Annotated in this window: 11 protein-coding genes; 6 read left to right on the top strand and 5 right to left on the bottom strand. The window is 65.7% G+C overall.

Going from position 1 to position 16,657, the window contains the following annotated elements:
• Positions 1 to 20: 20 nt before the first annotated feature.
• Genes BIWAKO_RS28025 through BIWAKO_RS28015 form a run of 3 tightly spaced genes read left to right on the top strand, consistent with a single transcriptional unit; the run spans position 21 to position 5,875 of the window.
• Positions 21 to 1,817 carry a type I secretion system permease/ATPase gene (locus BIWAKO_RS28025; RefSeq protein ID WP_069881443.1) on the top strand — a complete coding sequence of 599 codons (1,797 nt, stop codon included), beginning with the start codon at positions 21 to 23 and terminating at the stop codon, positions 1,815 to 1,817.
• A complete protein-coding gene (locus tag BIWAKO_RS28020) occupies positions 1,814 to 4,498 on the top strand; it encodes a calcium-binding protein (protein WP_069881442.1) in 2,685 nt (894 codons plus the stop codon). The genes BIWAKO_RS28025 and BIWAKO_RS28020 overlap by 4 nt, the downstream gene beginning before the upstream one ends.
• Before the next feature lie 57 nt (positions 4,499 to 4,555).
• Positions 4,556 to 5,875 carry an HlyD family type I secretion periplasmic adaptor subunit gene (locus tag BIWAKO_RS28015; protein WP_069881441.1) on the top strand — a complete coding sequence of 440 codons (1,320 nt, stop codon included), beginning with the start codon at positions 4,556 to 4,558 and terminating at the stop codon, positions 5,873 to 5,875.
• A gap of 137 nt (positions 5,876 to 6,012) precedes the next feature.
• Here BIWAKO_RS28015 and BIWAKO_RS28010 read toward each other — a convergent pair whose 3' ends face one another.
• Positions 6,013 to 7,419, bottom strand: coding sequence for a heavy metal sensor histidine kinase (locus BIWAKO_RS28010; RefSeq protein WP_176733421.1), 1,407 nt, complete (start codon positions 7,417 to 7,419; stop codon positions 6,013 to 6,015).
• Positions 7,420 to 7,435: 16 nt separating this feature from the next.
• Positions 7,436 to 8,101 (bottom strand): heavy metal response regulator transcription factor, encoded by a 666-nt coding sequence (locus BIWAKO_RS28005; protein WP_069881439.1) that lies wholly within the window; start codon positions 8,099 to 8,101, stop codon positions 7,436 to 7,438.
• Between the two features lie 580 nt (positions 8,102 to 8,681).
• Between BIWAKO_RS28005 and BIWAKO_RS28000 the strand changes: the two genes are divergently transcribed.
• The 3 genes from BIWAKO_RS28000 (at position 8,682) to BIWAKO_RS27990 (ending at position 13,376) form a co-directional block, all read left to right on the top strand.
• Positions 8,682 to 9,356, top strand: a complete 675-nt coding sequence (locus BIWAKO_RS28000) for a LuxR C-terminal-related transcriptional regulator (RefSeq protein ID WP_069881438.1) — start codon at positions 8,682 to 8,684, stop codon at positions 9,354 to 9,356.
• A 335-nt stretch (positions 9,357 to 9,691) separates the two neighbouring features.
• Entirely contained in the window at positions 9,692 to 12,133 is a 2,442-nt protein-coding gene (locus BIWAKO_RS27995; RefSeq protein WP_069881437.1) for an arylsulfatase, read from the top strand.
• A 316-nt stretch (positions 12,134 to 12,449) separates the two neighbouring features.
• Entirely contained in the window at positions 12,450 to 13,376 is a 927-nt protein-coding gene (locus tag BIWAKO_RS27990) for an alpha/beta hydrolase (RefSeq protein ID WP_069881436.1), read from the top strand.
• A gap of 85 nt (positions 13,377 to 13,461) precedes the next feature.
• On the opposite strand, the gene BIWAKO_RS37435 is transcribed toward BIWAKO_RS27990, so the two are convergent.
• From BIWAKO_RS37435 to BIWAKO_RS27975, 3 genes are read right to left on the bottom strand one after another with little or no spacing between them, the layout of a single operon-like run.
• Positions 13,462 to 14,517, bottom strand: coding sequence for a cupin domain-containing protein (locus BIWAKO_RS37435; RefSeq protein ID WP_069881435.1), 1,056 nt, complete (start codon positions 14,515 to 14,517; stop codon positions 13,462 to 13,464).
• Positions 14,517 to 15,527, bottom strand: coding sequence for a 4-hydroxythreonine-4-phosphate dehydrogenase PdxA (gene pdxA / locus BIWAKO_RS27980; protein ID WP_069881434.1), 1,011 nt, complete (start codon positions 15,525 to 15,527; stop codon positions 14,517 to 14,519). Before pdxA ends, BIWAKO_RS37435 begins: the two co-directional genes overlap by 1 nt.
• Positions 15,524 to 16,597 carry a four-carbon acid sugar kinase family protein gene (locus BIWAKO_RS27975; protein ID WP_069881433.1) on the bottom strand — a complete coding sequence of 358 codons (1,074 nt, stop codon included), beginning with the start codon at positions 16,595 to 16,597 and terminating at the stop codon, positions 15,524 to 15,526. Before BIWAKO_RS27975 ends, pdxA begins: the two co-directional genes overlap by 4 nt.
• Between the last annotated feature and the right edge of the window lie 60 nt (positions 16,598 to 16,657).

Raw genomic sequence — 16,657 nt, 5'->3', positions numbered from 1 at the left:
CCATTTGACGGTTTGCGATCATGGCACCTTCCAAGGCACAGACCTCCGCCCGCCGCCGCGATGCCGCGAGGCTGACGCAGGGCTTCCGCTCGGCCTTCCTCTTCCTGTTCGTGATCTCGGGGCTGATCAATGTGCTGGCGCTGACCGGCTCATTCTACATGCTGCAGGTCTATGACCGGGCGCTGACCTCGGGCAGCGTCCAGACGCTGGCGGCGCTCTCGGCGCTGGCGATCGGGCTCTACCTGTTCCAGGGCGCCTTCGACGTGATCCGCTCGCAGGTACTGGTCCGGGTCGGGGCCAGGCTCGACAAGGACATCGCGCCGCTGGCGCACCGGGTGGCGATCGACATGCCGCGCTTCGGCTTCTCGAGCACCGAGGCGCTGGAGCGCGGCCGCGATGTCGACACGGTGCGCGGCTTCCTCGGCAGCCAGGGGCCGGGCGCGCTGTTCGACCTGCCCTGGATCCCGCTCTATCTCGCCTTCGCCTATTTCCTGCACCCCTGGCTCGGCGCGCTGACGCTGGCAGGCGCGGTGGTGCTGACCCTGCTGACGGTGGCGAGCGAGATCCTGACCCGCCGGCTCAACGGCACGACGCGCCAGGCGGCGATCACCCGCGGCGCGATCGCCGATTCCAATGCCCGCAATGCCGAGGTGCTGAAGGCGATGGGCTTTGCCGACCGGGCGGTCGAGCGCTTCAACCTGGCCAACCGCGAGCATCTGGCGCTGCAGACCCGGGCCAATGACCTCGGCGGCAGCCTGGGCGCGGTCTCGCGCGTGCTGCGCATGATCCTGCAATCGGCGATCCTCGGGATGGGCGCCTATCTGACGATCAAGGGCGAGCTCTCGGCCGGTGCGATCATCGCCTCCTCGGTCGCCTCGTCGCGGGCGCTGGCGCCGGTCGATCTCGCGATCGCCAACTGGAAGTCCTTCGTCGCGGCCCGCGCCGCCTTCCAGCGCCTGCGCGAGACGGTGGTGGCGCTGAGCCAGGCGGTGGTGCCGATGCAGCTGCCGGCGCCGGTGGGCGCGCTCAAGGTCGACAAGATCACGGTCGCCGCCCCGGTCTCGGGCCAGGTCCTGCTCAGCGAGGTCGGCTTCGACCTGAAGGCGGGCACGGCGCTCGGCCTGATCGGGCCGAGCGGCGGCGGCAAGACGACGCTGGTGCGGGCCCTGACCGGGATCTGGCCGTGCCTGCGCGGCTCGGTCCGGCTCGACGGGGCCGAGCTGGCGCAATGGCCGGAAGCCGCGCTCGGCCGCTTCATCGGCTATCTCCCGCAGGAGGTCAGCCTGCTCGATGCCAGCGTCGAGGAGAACATCTCGCGGCTCTCGGCCGAGAGCGATGCGGCCGGGGTGGTGGCGGCGGCGAAGGCGGCGGGCATCCACGAGATGATCGTGCGGCTGGCCGATGGCTACCAGACCCAGCTCGGGCCGCAGGGGGCGGCGCTCTCGGCCGGCCAGCGCCAGCGCATCGGCCTGGCGCGGGCGCTCTACGGCAACCCCTTCCTGGTCGTCATGGACGAGCCGAACTCGAATCTCGACGGCGAGGGCGAGAGCGCGCTCAAGGTGGCGATCGAGACGGTCAAGGAGCGCGGCGGCATCGCGATCATCGTGGCGCACCGGCCGAGCGCGCTCGCCGCCGTCGACTTCGTCGGCGTCATCCAGAACGGCAAGCTCGCCGCCTTCGGGCCGAGGAACGAGATCCTGACCCCGGCTGCGACGCAGGTTGCCCCCGCCAGCACGCCGGCAGCACCGCTGCGGATGCCGCCGGCCAGTCCCATCGCAGCTCCCTTCAAGCCTGCGCATGAACGGGTGTCGGCATGATCGCGATCAAGACCCTCAAGGCCCGCGCGCCGGGCGCGCCCACCGCGGAGCAGAGCTACCGCAAGATCACCGACGAGGATGCGGCGCCGTCGCGCTGGCCGGCGCTGGTCGTGCTCGCGCTGACGGCGGTCGCGATCTACGTCAAGAGCCTCTTCCCCAGCCACGCCAAGTCCGATCTCGGTCCGCCCACTGAGACCCCGGGCGAGGATGCGGCTGGGGGAGGCCCCTCGCGGCAGGCGCAGGCCGAGGCCGAGGAGGCGGACAAGGAGGCCGAGGACGAGACCGGGGCGATCAGGAAGGAGGCCGAGGACGACCAGGCGCTCGGCTCCGGCGGCCAGGCTGTGGGCACGGCCGGGCTTGCCGCCTTCCTCGGCATCGATTCCCCGCCGATCGACTATGAGCAGCTGCCGCTGCGCCGGTTCTCGCCGGCCAGGCTCGAGGATGTCTTCGGCAGCGATCCGGCCAGCAACGACAACCTGACGCTGAGCCATGGCGGCGGCCTCTCCGGCAGTGCCGGCGGTGGCGGAGGCCATGACTTCGAGGGCATCGCCTCGGCCGGCGGCGGCTCGGGCGGCCACCATCCCGGCCCGGGCAGCCATCCCGGCCCCGGCGGCGAGAACCCCGGCGGTGAGAACCCTGGCGGTCCTGGGGGCCCACGCCTCAACCGGGCCCCGCAGCTGGCCGGCGTCGTCAGCCTGCGCAGCATCGGACGCTGCGAGACATTGCTGATCACCACGATCGGCCTGCTCGCAGGGGCACGTGACCCCGATGGCGATGCGCTGGCGATCCGCAATCTCACCACCTCCAGCGGCACGCTGACCGCGGTCGAGGGCGGCTGGGAGTTCATCCCGGCGCCCGGCTATTTTGGCCCGGTGACGCTGAGCTACGAGGTCAGCGACGCGACCGTCGCGGTCGCCCAGACCGCGCTCTTCAGCGTCGTCGAGTTCATCGAGATCAACGGCACGTCCGGCGATGACAGCCTGACCGGGACCGAATGCGCCGACCTGATCGACGGGCGCGACGGCAACGACGTGATCGATGGCCGCGGCGGCTCCGACATCCTGCATGGCGGCGCCGGCAACGACTTCATCCGCGGCGGCGCCGGTCATGACCTGATCTATGCCGGCCGCGGCAACGATATCGTCTATGGCGGCGACGGCAACGACACGATCCATGGCGGCGATGGCGACGACCGGCTCTACGGCGAGGATGGCGACGACATCATCTATGGCGAGGCCGGCAATGACACCATCGTCGGCGGCAAGGGCAACGACCAGCTCTCCGGCGGCGACGGCAATGACGTGATCCAGGGCGGCGAGGGCGACGACCAGATCGCCGGGGATGCCGGCGACGACGTCATCCATGGCGACGAGGGCGACGACACGGTGGATGGTGGCGCCGGGAGTGACGAGGTTCATGGCGATGCCGGCGACGATCACGTCATGGGCGGCGCCGGCAATGACCAGGTCTATGGCGAGGACGGCGACGACATCCTCGATGGTGGCGACGGCGACGACTGGATCGACGGCGGGGAAGGCGACAACACCGTCTTCACCGGCGACGGCAACAACAGCGTCCGCACCGGCAATGGCAACAATGTCGTCACCGGTGGCGCTCATGTCGATATCGTCCAGTTCGGCGCCGGCCAGGACACGGCCCAGCTCGGCGGCGGCGACGATGCCGCAGCCGGTGGCGCCGGCAATGACCGGCTCTTCGGCGAAGCCGGCAACGATACGCTCTCCGGCGATGACGGCGACGATGTGCTCGATGGCGGTTCCGGCAACGATCATCTCGCCGGCGGCAGCGGCGACGACCAGATCCAGGGCGGGACCGGTGACGACATCGTCTTTGGCGGCGACGGGCGCGACCGGATCGAGGGCGACGGCGACGACGACATCGTCTTCGCCGGCGCCGGCGACGACCGGGTCGAGGGCAATGCCGGCAACGACCGGCTCTTCGGCGAGGCTGGCGACGACCGGATCGAGGGCGACGAGGGGGATGACGTCCTCGATGGCGGGGCCGGCAACGACCGGCTCGAGGGCGGCAGCGGCGACGATACGCTCGATGGCGGCGCGGGCACGGACCGGGTCGAAGCCGGGTCAGGCAATGACGTGATCATCGGCACGCTCGATGCCACGGCCGATTGCTATGATGGCGGCAGCGGCTGCGACACGCTGGACTATTCCCAGGCGACGCAATGCATCGACATCAACCTGGTCGAGGGCAAGGCGGTCGGCGTCGAGATCGGCGAGGACCGCTTCTCCAATATCGAGGCGGTGATCGGCGGCAGCGGCAACGACCATTTCACCATCGGCGCTGACGCGGTGACGCTGTCGGGCGGGGCCGGCGACGACTGCTTCTCCTTCGACGTGCCCTATGATGCGAATGACCGCGACCTGATCCACCGGATCCTCGATCTCGAGGCGGGCGACCGCATCGTCGTCAAGCAGTACCAATTCGGAACCGATGGCGCTCCCGCCGACAACACGGCCGCGGATGGGGCCGATCCGTTCGCCAACGCCTATGGCGACGAGGCCGATGCTGCGGGCCGGCCCTTCCGCTTCCGCATCGAGAAGATCGGCGAGGATGACTACACCTATGTCGACGTCTTTCTCGAGCAGCATGACGAGAAGGACTACTCGATCGAGATCCAGGGCAGTCACAGGCTTTATTACTATTGACCTCGGTGCGGGGCAGTTCGGCCTCGCATCCCGGTCGGGCGGACGGGAGAGACCAGCATGACCAGGCGCAATGTCGTATCGCAGGAGGAGCGCGAGCCGGATTTCGGCCTCGGCCGGCATATGCTGGCCGGCACGGCGCTCGCCCTGTTGCTGGTCGTCGGCTGCGGCGGCTGGGCCGCGAGCGCCAACCTCAACGGCGCCGTGATCGCCCAGGGCTCGATCAAGGTCGACCAGAACCTGAAGGAGGTGCAGCACCGCGACGGCGGCGTCGTCCAGGCGATCGCGGTGCGCCAGGGCGACCGGGTCGAGGCAGGCCAGACCCTGATCTGGCTCGACGATGTCCAGACCAAGGCCGAGCTCTCGATCATCCGCTCGCAGCTCGGCGAGAATCTCGGCCGCAAGGCCCGCCTGATCGCCGAGCGCGACACTCTCGCCGCGATCACCTTCCCGGCCGAGTTCGCCAGATTCTCCGAAGACGCCGCCCAGATCATCCAGGGCGAAACCCGGCTGTTCGACGGCAACCGCACCAACCGCGAAAGCCGCAAGGAACAGCTCGAGATCAGCATCGTCCAGTCCGGCGAGGAGGTGAAAGGCCTCGAGGCCCGTCAGGTCGCCAAGGTCGAGGAGCTGCGCCTGGTCGAGCTCGAGCGCAACAAATATCTCGGCCTGTTCCAGAAGGGCTTCATCGACGGCACCAAGGTCTACAACATCAACCGCGAATGGGCCCGCCTGCTCGGCGAGCGCGGCGAGATCGAGGCCTCGATCGCCCGCGCCCGGCTGCGCATCAGCGAGGCCCGCATCCAGATCATCGCCGTCGACGAGACCGCCCGCACCGAGGCCCAGCGCGAGCTGCGCCAGGTCGAGGCCAAGGTCTCCGAGCTCAGCGACCGGCGCCTGGCCAGCGAGGACCGGCTCTCGCGCTCCGAGATCCGCGCCCCGATCGCCGGCCTCGTCAACGAGTTGACCGTCTTCACCGTCGGCGGCGTCATCACCCCGGCCGCGCGCCTCGCCACCATCGTGCCCGGCGAGGCCAGGCTCACCGTCGAGGTCAGGATCGCGCCGACCGATATCGACCAGGTCAGGCTCGGCCAGCCCGCCCGCCTGCGCTTCTCCGCCTTCGCCAAGAACGCGACCCCGGAGCTGCCGGGCAGCGTCAGCCATCTCTCCCCGGCGACCACCCGCGACCCCACCACCGGCGCCAATTTCTACACCGGCGAGATCCAGATCGACGGCGATCTCGCCGCCGCCCTCGGCGATCGCAAGCTCCAGCCCGGAATGCCGGTCGAGGTCTTCATCACCACCGAGGAACGCACCGCGCTCTCGTTCCTGACAAAACCCTTCGCGGACCACGCCAACAGGATCTTCAAGGAACGCTGAAACAGGGCCAGGCCATCTCCGGTTTAGGCCGGGGAGCTCATCGAAGGGGAGGGGGCGCGCTCAGGCGCCCCGGTCTCACCTTCTGATCGTGCGATAACCCCAACCCACCGATCGGGGCCACCGATCGAGGCGATGCCTTAACCATGCGCGCGTGTCGAGGCCGGAAACGTCATGCTGAAACGCGAACCGGTGCCTTTGGCACTGACGACCGCGATCAGGCCGTGATGCATGGCGACGATGCTTTTCGTGATCGATAGTCCAAGGCCAAGCCGCCGCTCGGAGCTCGATCGGGAGCGGTCGCCGCGGAAGAAGCGATCGAAGACATAGGGCAGATCTTCAGCCTCGATGCCGTCGCCGCCATCGGTGACGGCGACGACCACGCTTTCGCCGTCGCGATGGGCTGTGATGTCGATGAACTGGCCGGGTGGCGTATGCGACAGGGCGTTGCTCAAGAGATTGCTCAAGGCTCGCCTGAGCAGCATGGCATGGCCCACGATTACGAGCTCGGGATCGGTGCGGATCCGCAGCTCGATGCCTTTCTCCTGGGCCAGCGCCGAGTAGAACTCGTGCACGTTTGCGATTTCTTCGGCGAGGCGCACGGGCTCCATCTGAAGCTGGACCTCGTCGCTGTCCGCCCTGGCCAGAAAGAGGAGATTGTCGACGATCTGCGCCATCGTCAGCATGTCGTCTCGCGTGTTCTCCAGAACGTCGCGATAGGAGGCCTCGTCGCGCGATTTCGAGAGGGCCACCTCGACGGTCAGCAGCATGCGATTGACAGGACTGCGGAGTTCGTGCGCGACATTGTCGGCATATTGCCGGAGACGCGAATAGGCGCCCTCGAGCCGGTCGAGCATGTGGTTGAATTCCAGGCCGAGATGGGCCAGCTCCGTCGGCAAGCCGGCCGTGTCGAGGCGCTCATTCGCCGTCGCGTGCTCGATGCTCGCGGTTGCGTGGATCACGCTCCGCAGCGGCGAGAGCTGGCGCCGAATGATGATCCAGCCCACCAGGGCGCATAAGGCGCCTGACAGCAGGATCACCGCGACGAGCACGTCCCTGAAGCGATCGACCGCCATGTCATCGAGAGTCGTATCCATCGCGACCTGGACGACGGTGTCCTTGGGCCAGCCTTCCGCCTTCAGCGGCACAAGCGCGCTGTGCGCCCGAAACCTGAAGCCGTTTTCGGTAATGGTTTCATAATGGGGCGTTCCACCGGGGGCTGGCGTCTGGAAGCGGCTGGCCGGCAGCCGCTTGTCCATATCCGGTGTCGCCAGCACCAGGTCCGGAAGATTCGCCACCACACGGATCAGAACCTGACGGGCCTCATCGGCTGCCTCGCGCACCTCATGCGTGATCATGGCGGTGTCGGGTTTGGGCGTCTGCAGGAGAGACCGTATTTCGCCGAGATGCTGCTCGAGAACCTGATCCTCCGTCCACTGCACCGTCGCCCGGACGGCGTCGTACAGGACGAAGGCGGTCACCAGGACCAAAGCGAAGGCCGAGGCGCAGAACCAGGCCGTCAGGCGGCCCGCGATCGATGCCGGCACGCAGCGGCTCAGCAGGCTACTGGATGACATAGCCGCGCCCGCGGATGGTGTGGATCAGCTTGCGGGGAAAGGGGTCGTCGATCTTCTGTCGCAGGCGGCGGATGTTGACGTCCACGACATTGCTGTCGCAGTCGAACATCATGTCCCAGACCTTGTCGGCAATGAAGGTCCGAGACAGCACGTCGCCGCGATGGCGCAGGAGCAGTTCGAGCAGCAGGATTTCCTTGGGTGAAACCGGGATCGGCGTGCCGCCGCGAGTGACCTTGTGGCGCTGGGGATCGACCTTCAGATCATCGAATTGCAGGATTTCGGCAGGAGCGGAACTGGCCCGGCGCAAGACCGTCCGGACGCGTGCGAGGAGTTCCGCGAAGGCGAATGGCTTTGTCAGGTAATCGTCAGCGCCCAGCGTCAGGCCTTTGACGCGCTTCTCGATAGCATCCTGCGCCGTCAGCATCAGGATCGGCATGCGGGGGTCGGCCTGTTTCAGCACCGTCAGCACCTGCCAGCCATCCATGCCGGGCAGGTTCACGTCAAGGATGACGATATCGTAGCGTCCACCCGGGGCTTCCGTGACGGCGTCCAGGCCGTCATGCACCATGTCGGCGACAAAGCCTTCCTCGATGAAGGCCTTGCGCAGGATGGCCGCCGTGCGGACGTCATCTTCGACGATCAGGAGTTTCAACTGTGCGCAACCCTCCTGTGCACTCCTGAAGGCTGGCGGAAGACGCTGCCTGGGCCCATTGCGAAATGCTCCGTCACTGTAGCACAAAATGAACCGCGCGCTTTACGAACTCTCGGAATGGTTAGTCTCGTCGTTCGCCGGCGAAACCCATGCGCTTGCCTCAGGCATGCACTGCGCGGCTCCAAAGTGCAGTTCCGCGACAGAATAAAACCTCCTCTTCGGTCCCCGCGAAAATGACAGTTCTGTTAACTGGGCGTCATCGATGAGTCATTTCGCGTTCGCTAGCCTGCTCCTCATGGCGAGGTGCCTGTGTCGCGTGAGTCGTGAAGTCATTCTGATCAAGCAGCAGTTCGTATTCTTGCGGCACTCGCTGGCAATCAGAGCTTCAGCCACACCCTGACCGGCAGCACCTGCACGCTTGGGGGCGGCCGTCCCAACGGCCATCCCTTGGGCTGCTTGATGAGGTGGAGAAGTATAAATATAGATGATTCAAAGTATAATCTGATATTTCTTTGATAGTTGATGAAATTGCAGACAATATTTTGCTGATTCGGGATGATAGGCATATGGGGGCAAGATCATGTCGGACCGTTCCGTCGCAATAGTCGATGATCATCCGGTAATGATGGAGGGGGTGTCCGCGCTGCTGCAGCGATGGGGCGGTTTCACGCTCGCCGCGACCGGAAAGGCTGCCGGCGATATCGTCTCGATCATCTGCTCCCATCAGCCTGATGACATGATTGTCGATCTGGTCATGGCGGGAGATGTCTTTCAGGCGATTGCAGACGCCTCCAGGATCTCCCCCAAGACGAAGATCATCGTGTTCACCGATTCGGCCAACGCGGATGATGCGATCAGATCTCTTGATGCCGGCGCAAAGGGCTATGTCCTGAAAGGCAGCCCGGTCGACGACCTCATCCAGGCCCTTCAATGCGCGCAGAGCAACGATGTCTATGTCAGTCCCGTGTTCGCGACCAAGCTGATCTGCGCCTTGAAGGACAAGGCGCACGAACGACAGAAGCCGGCCTGCAACAGGCTCAGCGTCCGGGAGGAGCAGATCATCAGGCTCCTGCTTTGTGGGAAGATGAACAACGAGATCGCCCGCGAGCTGTCGCTCAGCAACAAGACCGTAAAGAGCCACATGACCACGCTGATGGCCAAGCTGAACGCCCATAACCGCCTGGAGGCGCTCATCGCCGCGCAGAAGCTGCTTGCTGCGCCGAGCATCCCGGCGTCCAGCTGGTTCCGCTTGTGAAGGAGGTCGGGACCGGCCGGGTTGGGCTACGGGGCCTCCCGCGGAACCGCGCCAGCAGATCCAGGGCGCCGCGAACGGTGCTCCGGAGGTTGATGGTCTGACCTCGGCCGAGGTCCGCTTACCGCCCTCCGAAGACCGCCGGACGGTCTGCTCTTCGGCAAGATTCCGGCCGAGCCGGAAGGAGGGCTCCAGATCATGGGACCGGATATCGTATCCAGATCCGATGATCTAACCCTTTGTCTTTGAATCGGCTTTAGTGGCCAAATCAGCCGTTTGACCGCTGCCCCGCCGAGGATCACAATATCTCGCACTCTGTAACCGGGGAGCTTTCCATCATGAAAGCCATACCCACTCTGGTTGCTGGCGCCAGTTTTCTCGCATGGGTCTGCAACCCAACGCTGGCCCAACAGAGTACAGGTGTTCCAGGTTCTCCCAGCGCCACCACCACGCTCGACGGGAAGCAACTTCCCCCGCCCGATCCGAAATTCGGCGGCGTAATCAAGGAGAAAGCCTCGGAGTCGACGGCTTGGTGGGCTCCGCGCGTCGTGCCGCCCAAGAGCGCGCCCAACGTGTTGCTCATCATGACGGATGACCAGGGTTTCGGTGCGCCAGGCACCTTCGGCGGCGTCATCCCCACTCCTGCGATGGATCGCATCGCAAGCGCTGGATTGCGTTACACGAATTTCCACTCCACAGCGCTCTGCTCGCCGACGCGGGCGGCCCTTATCACGGGACGCAACCATCACTCGGTTGGCTTCGGAGTGGTAGGCGAGCTCGCGACCGGATTCCCGGGCTACGACTCGATCATCCCGATCGAGAAGGGCACTGTTGGCACGATCCTCAAGGAGAACGGATACGCCACTTCGTGGTTCGGCAAGGACCACAACACGCCCTCATTCCAGTCGAGCCAAGCCGGGCCGTTCAATCAATGGCCCAACGGCATGGGCTTCGAATATTTTTACGGTTTTGTCGGTGGCGACGCCAGCCAGTGGCAACCGAACCTCTTCCGCAATACGACGGCCATCTATCCGTTCCAGGGTAATCCCAAGTGGAATCTGGAGACGGCGATGGCCGACGACGCTATCCAGCATATCAAACAGCTCAAGGAGATCGCGCCCGACAAGCCGTTCTTTGTCTACTACGTGCCGGGCGCCACCCATGCGCCCCATCATCCCACGCCGGAGTGGATCAAGAAGATCAGCGACTTGCACCTCTTCGACGATGGCTGGAACAAGGTGCGCGAGACCATTTTCGCCAACCAGAAGCGGTTGGGCATCATGCCCGCCAACGCCCAACTGACACCCTGGCCGAAGGGACTGCCGGAATGGGATTCCCTCAGTTGGGATGAGAAGAAGCTCTTCATCAAGCAAGCGGACGTCTATGGAGCCTACCTGGCCTACGCCGACCATGAGATCGGGCGGGTCATCCAGGCTGTCGAAGACCTCGGCGAGCTCAACAACACCTTGATCATCTATATCGGTGGCGACAATGGCGCGAGCGCCGAGGGCATGCTCAACGGCACACCGAACGAGTTCACCACCTTCAATGGCGTTGCCGTGCCGGTGAAGGACCAGTTTCTCTGGTACGAGTTCTGGGGATCGGAGCGGACATTCCCGCATTTCGCGGCGGGATGGGCCTGGGCGATGGACACGCCCTTCAAGTGGGTGAAGCAAGTGCCATCGCATTTCGGCGGGACAGCCCAGGGTGTGGCCATGTCCTGGCCCGGTCACATCACTGATCTGGGCGGCATCCGCCGCCAGTTCCACCACGTCATCGACATCGTGCCGACCATCCTCGAAGCGGCCGGCATCCCGGCACCCGATACGGTCAATGGCATCAAGCAGATCCCCATCGAAGGCACCAGCTTGGTGTATACGTGGGACAAGGCGAACGCCGACGCCCCGACCCGGCATACGACGCAATATTTCGAGATGCTCGGCAATCGCTCGATCTATCACGACGGGTGGGTCGCAGCCACGACGCCGGCGAATCTCCCGTGGGAGTTGAGCGCAGCCACGCCGCCGGACGTGATCACCGGATACAGTTGGGAACTTTACAACGTTAAGGAGGACCCCACGCAATTCAACGATCTTGCCACCAAAATGCCCGACAAGCTCAAGCAGATGCAGGACCTCTTCTACGCCGAGGCGAAGAAGTACAACGTGCTGCCGCTCGACAACTCGACGCTCGCGCGCTGGAATACGCCGCGCCCGAGCCTCACCGCGGGACGAACGGCCTTCACATATTCGGGCGAACTGACCGGCGTGCCGCCTAGCGCAGCGCCGAGCATCCTCGGCAAGTCCTACACCATCACGGCCGAGGTCGAGATCCCCGAGGGCGGCGCTGAAGGCATGATCGTCACCGAAGGCGGGCGCTTCGGCGGCTATGGCCTGTTCCTGAGCAAGGGCGAATTCGGCATCGGCCGCGGCAAGGTGGTGTTCCTCTACAACCTGCTCGACCTCAAGCGCACGGCGTGGGAGGGCCCCGAGCTGGAAGCCGGCAAGCACACCATCATCTTTGACTTCAAATCCGACGGTCCGGGCTTGGGCAGGGGCGGGACAGGCGCACTCTCCGTGGACGGAAAGGAAGTAACCAGGAATTCCATGGAACACACCATCCCGGTCACGTTCCCGGAGGACGAGACCTTTGACGTTGGCCAGGACACCCGCACTGGGGTCACGCTGCTCGAGTATCGCTACGATGTTCCGTTCAAATTCACCGGCAAGATCAACAAGTTAACGTTCAAACTGGAACCGGGCGCGCAGGCGAAGCCCTGACGTATTCCCGCAGTTGACGCCTGAGAACGGGACGATTGGACCGGATCCCTGCGAGGAGGCGCGGCCTGGTCCCTGATCTGCCAGCGCGGGGTTTCGCAGGCTGGCGCTAATCGACGCTGGCTTGATCATCCGCCGGCTCCTCGAGCCTGGGCCCGAACCGAATTCAGAACTCCGCGGCAGGAGCTCGATTCATGTTTTCTTAAATGCGAATCCAATCGCGAGCATCCGAGCCTCATTGTTGCGCGAGCGCGCCACTAACAGTCGGCCGCCCTTAATCCCGTGAGCTGAGACCAGTGGTCGCCAGCGGAGACTTCACGTGCAACGACGTTTTCAAAATGCCCTGCTGATTGCCCTGGTTGCCGGCTTCGGCGTCTCCAGCGGTCCGCTGCACGCCCAGGCCCAATCGACTGCAAAGGTGCAGCCTGGCGAGGGGCGCCCCTACGAGATCGTCGGCAGCGAGGTATGGGACGTGCCCGATCCGGTCTCGGGCCGCGACTACCAGGTCTTCGTCGCCTTGCCGCCGTCCTATGCGAAGCAGCCGCAGCGGCGCTACCCCGTGCTTTATGTCACCGACGCCGACTACGCTTTCCCGATCATCCGGCAGATAGCGCGCCGACTGAACGTCGAAGGGCCCAAGATTGAGGAATTCATCCTTGTCGGCCTGTCCTACGGGAAGGGCGAGGACGGCATGGTCAGCCGCCAGCGTGACTATACTCCCACACCGAACGGTCCAAGCACCGCACCAGCCAATGCGGTCCATGGTCAGGCGCGCGCCTATCAGAAATATCTGCGCGATCAGGTGAAGCCGTTCATCAGCGCTCGCTACCGGGCCGAGCCTGCCAGAGCGATCTTTCTCGGCCACTCCTACGGCGCCCTGCTTGGGACGCAGATCCTTTTCACCGAGCCCGGCTTGTTCAACGGCTATATCCTCGGCAGTCCCTCTCTCTGGTACGACAAGCGACATGCCTTGAAGTTGGAGGCGAGCTACGCCACGCAGAACCAGGACCTGCCGGCGAGTGTCTATCTCTATGTCGGCGCCTATGAGGCCCTGCAGAAAGGCGATCGGCGCTACAACCAGACCGTGGACATGGTCGCCGACAGCCGGGCTCTGGAGACAGCGTTGCAGGGCCGAAACTATCCGGGCCTGAAGCTGAAGTCAGCGGTCCTCAACGACGAAGATCACCTCACCGTCGCGCCGCGCGCCTTCACGCAGGGCCTGAAATACCTGCTGGCGGTGCGCTGACCCATCGCAGAGAGCTCCGGGTCGGAGACGGGATCGGCTGCGGGTGCTTGCGCGCGCCGGTCCAGGTTTCGGCTGACGGTGCGTATCAGCTGTGGGAGACCCCGGCGTCGGTCCGACGATCCTCCACGATGCCGGCGGCTGGCGCCGGGCCCAGCTCGAGCAGCACCACCTCGCAGGCGCCCTCGGGGGCGGCGGGGCAACGTTCGACGCCATGCGGCACGACGATGAACTCGCCTTCTTCGACGAGCTCGTCGCGGTCACGGAACCGCATCAGCAGCCGGCCCTTGTGGACGAAGAAGACCTCGTCCTCATGCTTCTGGAAATGCCAGGCCGCTTCGCCTTCGAACCTCGCGAGCTTGATCTGCATGTTGTTGACGCGCGCGGCGATATGGGGCGGCCAGGTGTCGGAGAACCGGCCGAACGCAAAGGTCAGGTTCTCCTTGTGGAACGGCGAAATGTGCCGGTTGAGCGTTGCGACGTCGCGGATGATCCTGGCGAGCTGGTGCGGCACGTCCTTGCCCTCGGCCGGGTATTTCCCGTCGAGCGCGGCCGTGCCGATGGTGAAGCCGGCGGCTCCGGCTTCCTTGAGGGCCGAAATCCGCTCCGGCGTGTCGATCGACCCGGCGACATAGACGGGCTTGGAGACCGCGGCGCAGACGGCCTGGATCAGCGCCGGCACGTTCTCGCTCGAGCGATAGGCCAAGAGATCGAGCCCATGCACGCCCTCGCGGGCCGCCAAGGTTTGCGCACTGGCGACGACCTCGTCGATGCTGCCTTCCAGCACGCTGGGATGACCGGAGATCCGCCCAGGGAACGGACAGTACTGGATCGTCGTGCCGGCGATGATCGGGAGCACGTCGTCGACCCGCGTGCCGCCGAGCAGGACATCGATGCCGATCTCGACCGCAGCCTTCGCCGATGCGATTTCGCTGTCGCGGTCGAGTGAGACGACTTCGAGATAGGATGTCGCGCCGCCCTCCCGGATGGCTGTGTTGAGGGCCTTCAACTGAGCAAGCGGCAGGCCGATATCCTTGAAGCCGATATGCCGGACGCCGAGATGGAGCGCGGTCTGCAACTGCTCCGACGCGTCTTCGACGGTGCGGTCGTTGCGCGTGAGCATGAAGATGAAGCGAAGTCCCATCAGGACACCTTTTCCGTTCTGTTCGACATGGTTTGCGCGGAAACGAGCCGGCGGGCATAGGCGAGCGCTGTCGCCAGGCTGGCGGGATCGGCGATGCCCTGGCCCGCGATGTCGAAGGCCGTGCCGTGATCGGGACTGGTGCGGACGAATGGCAGCCCCAGCGTGATGTTCACGCCCTTTTCGATGCCGAGATATTTCACGGGGATCAGGCCCTGGTCGTGATACTGGGCCACGACGATGTCGAAGCGCCCCTTGCGGGCCTGCATGAACACGGTATCGCCCGGCCAGGGGCCGCTCGCATCGATGCCCTCAGTGCGTGCGGCCGCGATGGCGGGCGCGATGATCGCGATCTCTTCATCCCCGAACAGGCCACCTTCGCCGGCATGGGGGTTGAGGCCCGCAACGGCAATGCGCGGGGCCGCGAACCCGAGCGCCTTCCCGCCCTCATGCGCGAGGCGGATGGCCGACATCTGGGCGTCGAAATCGGCCTGCTCGATGGCGTGGCGCAGCGAGGTGTGGATGGTCACGAGAACCGTGCGGATCTCCTCATTGGCGAGCATCATCGCGACGCGCTGCGCGCCGCCATGATCCGCGAGGATTTCGGTGTGCCCGGGATAGCCGATCCCGGCGCGCGCCATGGCTTCCTTGTTGATCGGCGCGGTGACGATGGCGCTGACCGTGCCGGCCCTGGCCGCCCTGATCGCGGCCACGATGGCATCGAACGAGGCCTGGCCGGACAGGGCGCTGATCCTCCCCAGCGGCGGCGGTTCGCGGAGCCCGGTCACCTCGATCACCTCGATGCAGCGGGGCTGGAGCGTCGCCTCCTCGGGAGCGGCCACCGTCCGGACGGCAACGTCCAGGCGAAGGCGGCGAACGATGTCGGACATCACGACAGGGCTGCCGAAGACGACGGCGCGCTCATCTCCGTGGGCGAGCACCTTGGCCACGATCTCCGGGCCGATGCCGGACGCATCGCCCATGGTGATGGCGAGGGGAGGCGTTCCGGTCATGGCAGCACGACCTCGCAAGGGGAAGCCGCGTGGCGCAGCCGGGTGACCGCACGGCGCAAAGTGTCGTCCCCGCCAAAACCCCCGGCCTTCATGGCGAGACGGAGCGCGCGCCCGTCATCGAGCCAGGCGCGGCCAAGCGGAAAACCTGGCTCGAGTTCGTGGAGGATCTCGAATTCCCTGATCTGCAGGAGGTCGAGGATCGCCTCCATCGTGTCACCGCCCGTGGCGATCACCGCGTCGAAAGATCCGGCGCGAAGCCTGTCCGCCGCATCCCCCGCGATCCGTCGCAGAAGCGGCGCGGGATCGTCCTCGCGCTGTGCCGGGCTGCGCAGCAGGGTGACGCCGTTCGCCCCCTCGACCTGATCGGCCTGACGGTGACTGCGCGGGTTCGCGCTGCCGATGACGACCAGGATGTCGCCATCCCCGCCACTGGTCGTTGCAGTCGGGGCCCCGGTCGGCATCGGCGCCAGCCGCCGCGCCAGCGCTGCCGCCATCCCCGGGGAGCCGACCCAGAGCGTGGCCTCCGGTTCGGGCAGGGCCGCAACCTGCGCGTCGAGTTCGTCCTGCGTCGTGGCGTCGAGCATCACCACGTTCCCGATGGCGGGCGGGACCAGGTCGGCAAGCACCGAATGGCGTGCCGGATGCACCGGATCGCGGCCATAGGCGGTTTCCGAGACGGGGATGCCGTCCACGAGCTGGACGCCGCCGACGGTGATGCGCCCGGCCGCGGGAAAGGCCGGGGCGAAGACGAGCCTCTTGCGCCCGCTCGCCCGAAACGCCGCGTCCAGCTCGGCCCTCACATGTCCGCGAAGCGTCGAGTCGACCGTCTTGTAGAGGATGTCTCGCGAGGCGAGCTCTGCGGTGAGCCGCGCAACTCGCTCCGCGACCTCAGTCTCGGGAACCGAGCGCGAGCCACTGTCGACGGCGATGACGTCGCTCGTTTGCCGGGGCAACCGGCCCCGGCCGACCCAGGCGCCAAGGCCGCGCATGACGAAGGGGCCAGCCCCGTCCGCCGCGCTGGTCAGGTCGTCGGCGAGAACCCCGACCGTCATTGTCCCGTCGCTTTTCATGTCCCGATCATGCCCCGTCCACGCCACAAGAAAAGCGATAGTTTCTGCGCCGGACCGGTG

Origin of the sequence: Bosea sp. BIWAKO-01 (assembly GCF_001748145.1) — a bacterium.
Classification (GTDB): domain Bacteria; phylum Pseudomonadota; class Alphaproteobacteria; order Rhizobiales; family Beijerinckiaceae; genus Allobosea.
The sequence above is the reverse complement of the archived record's forward strand: the minus strand, read 5'-3'. Positions and strand labels throughout refer to the sequence as shown.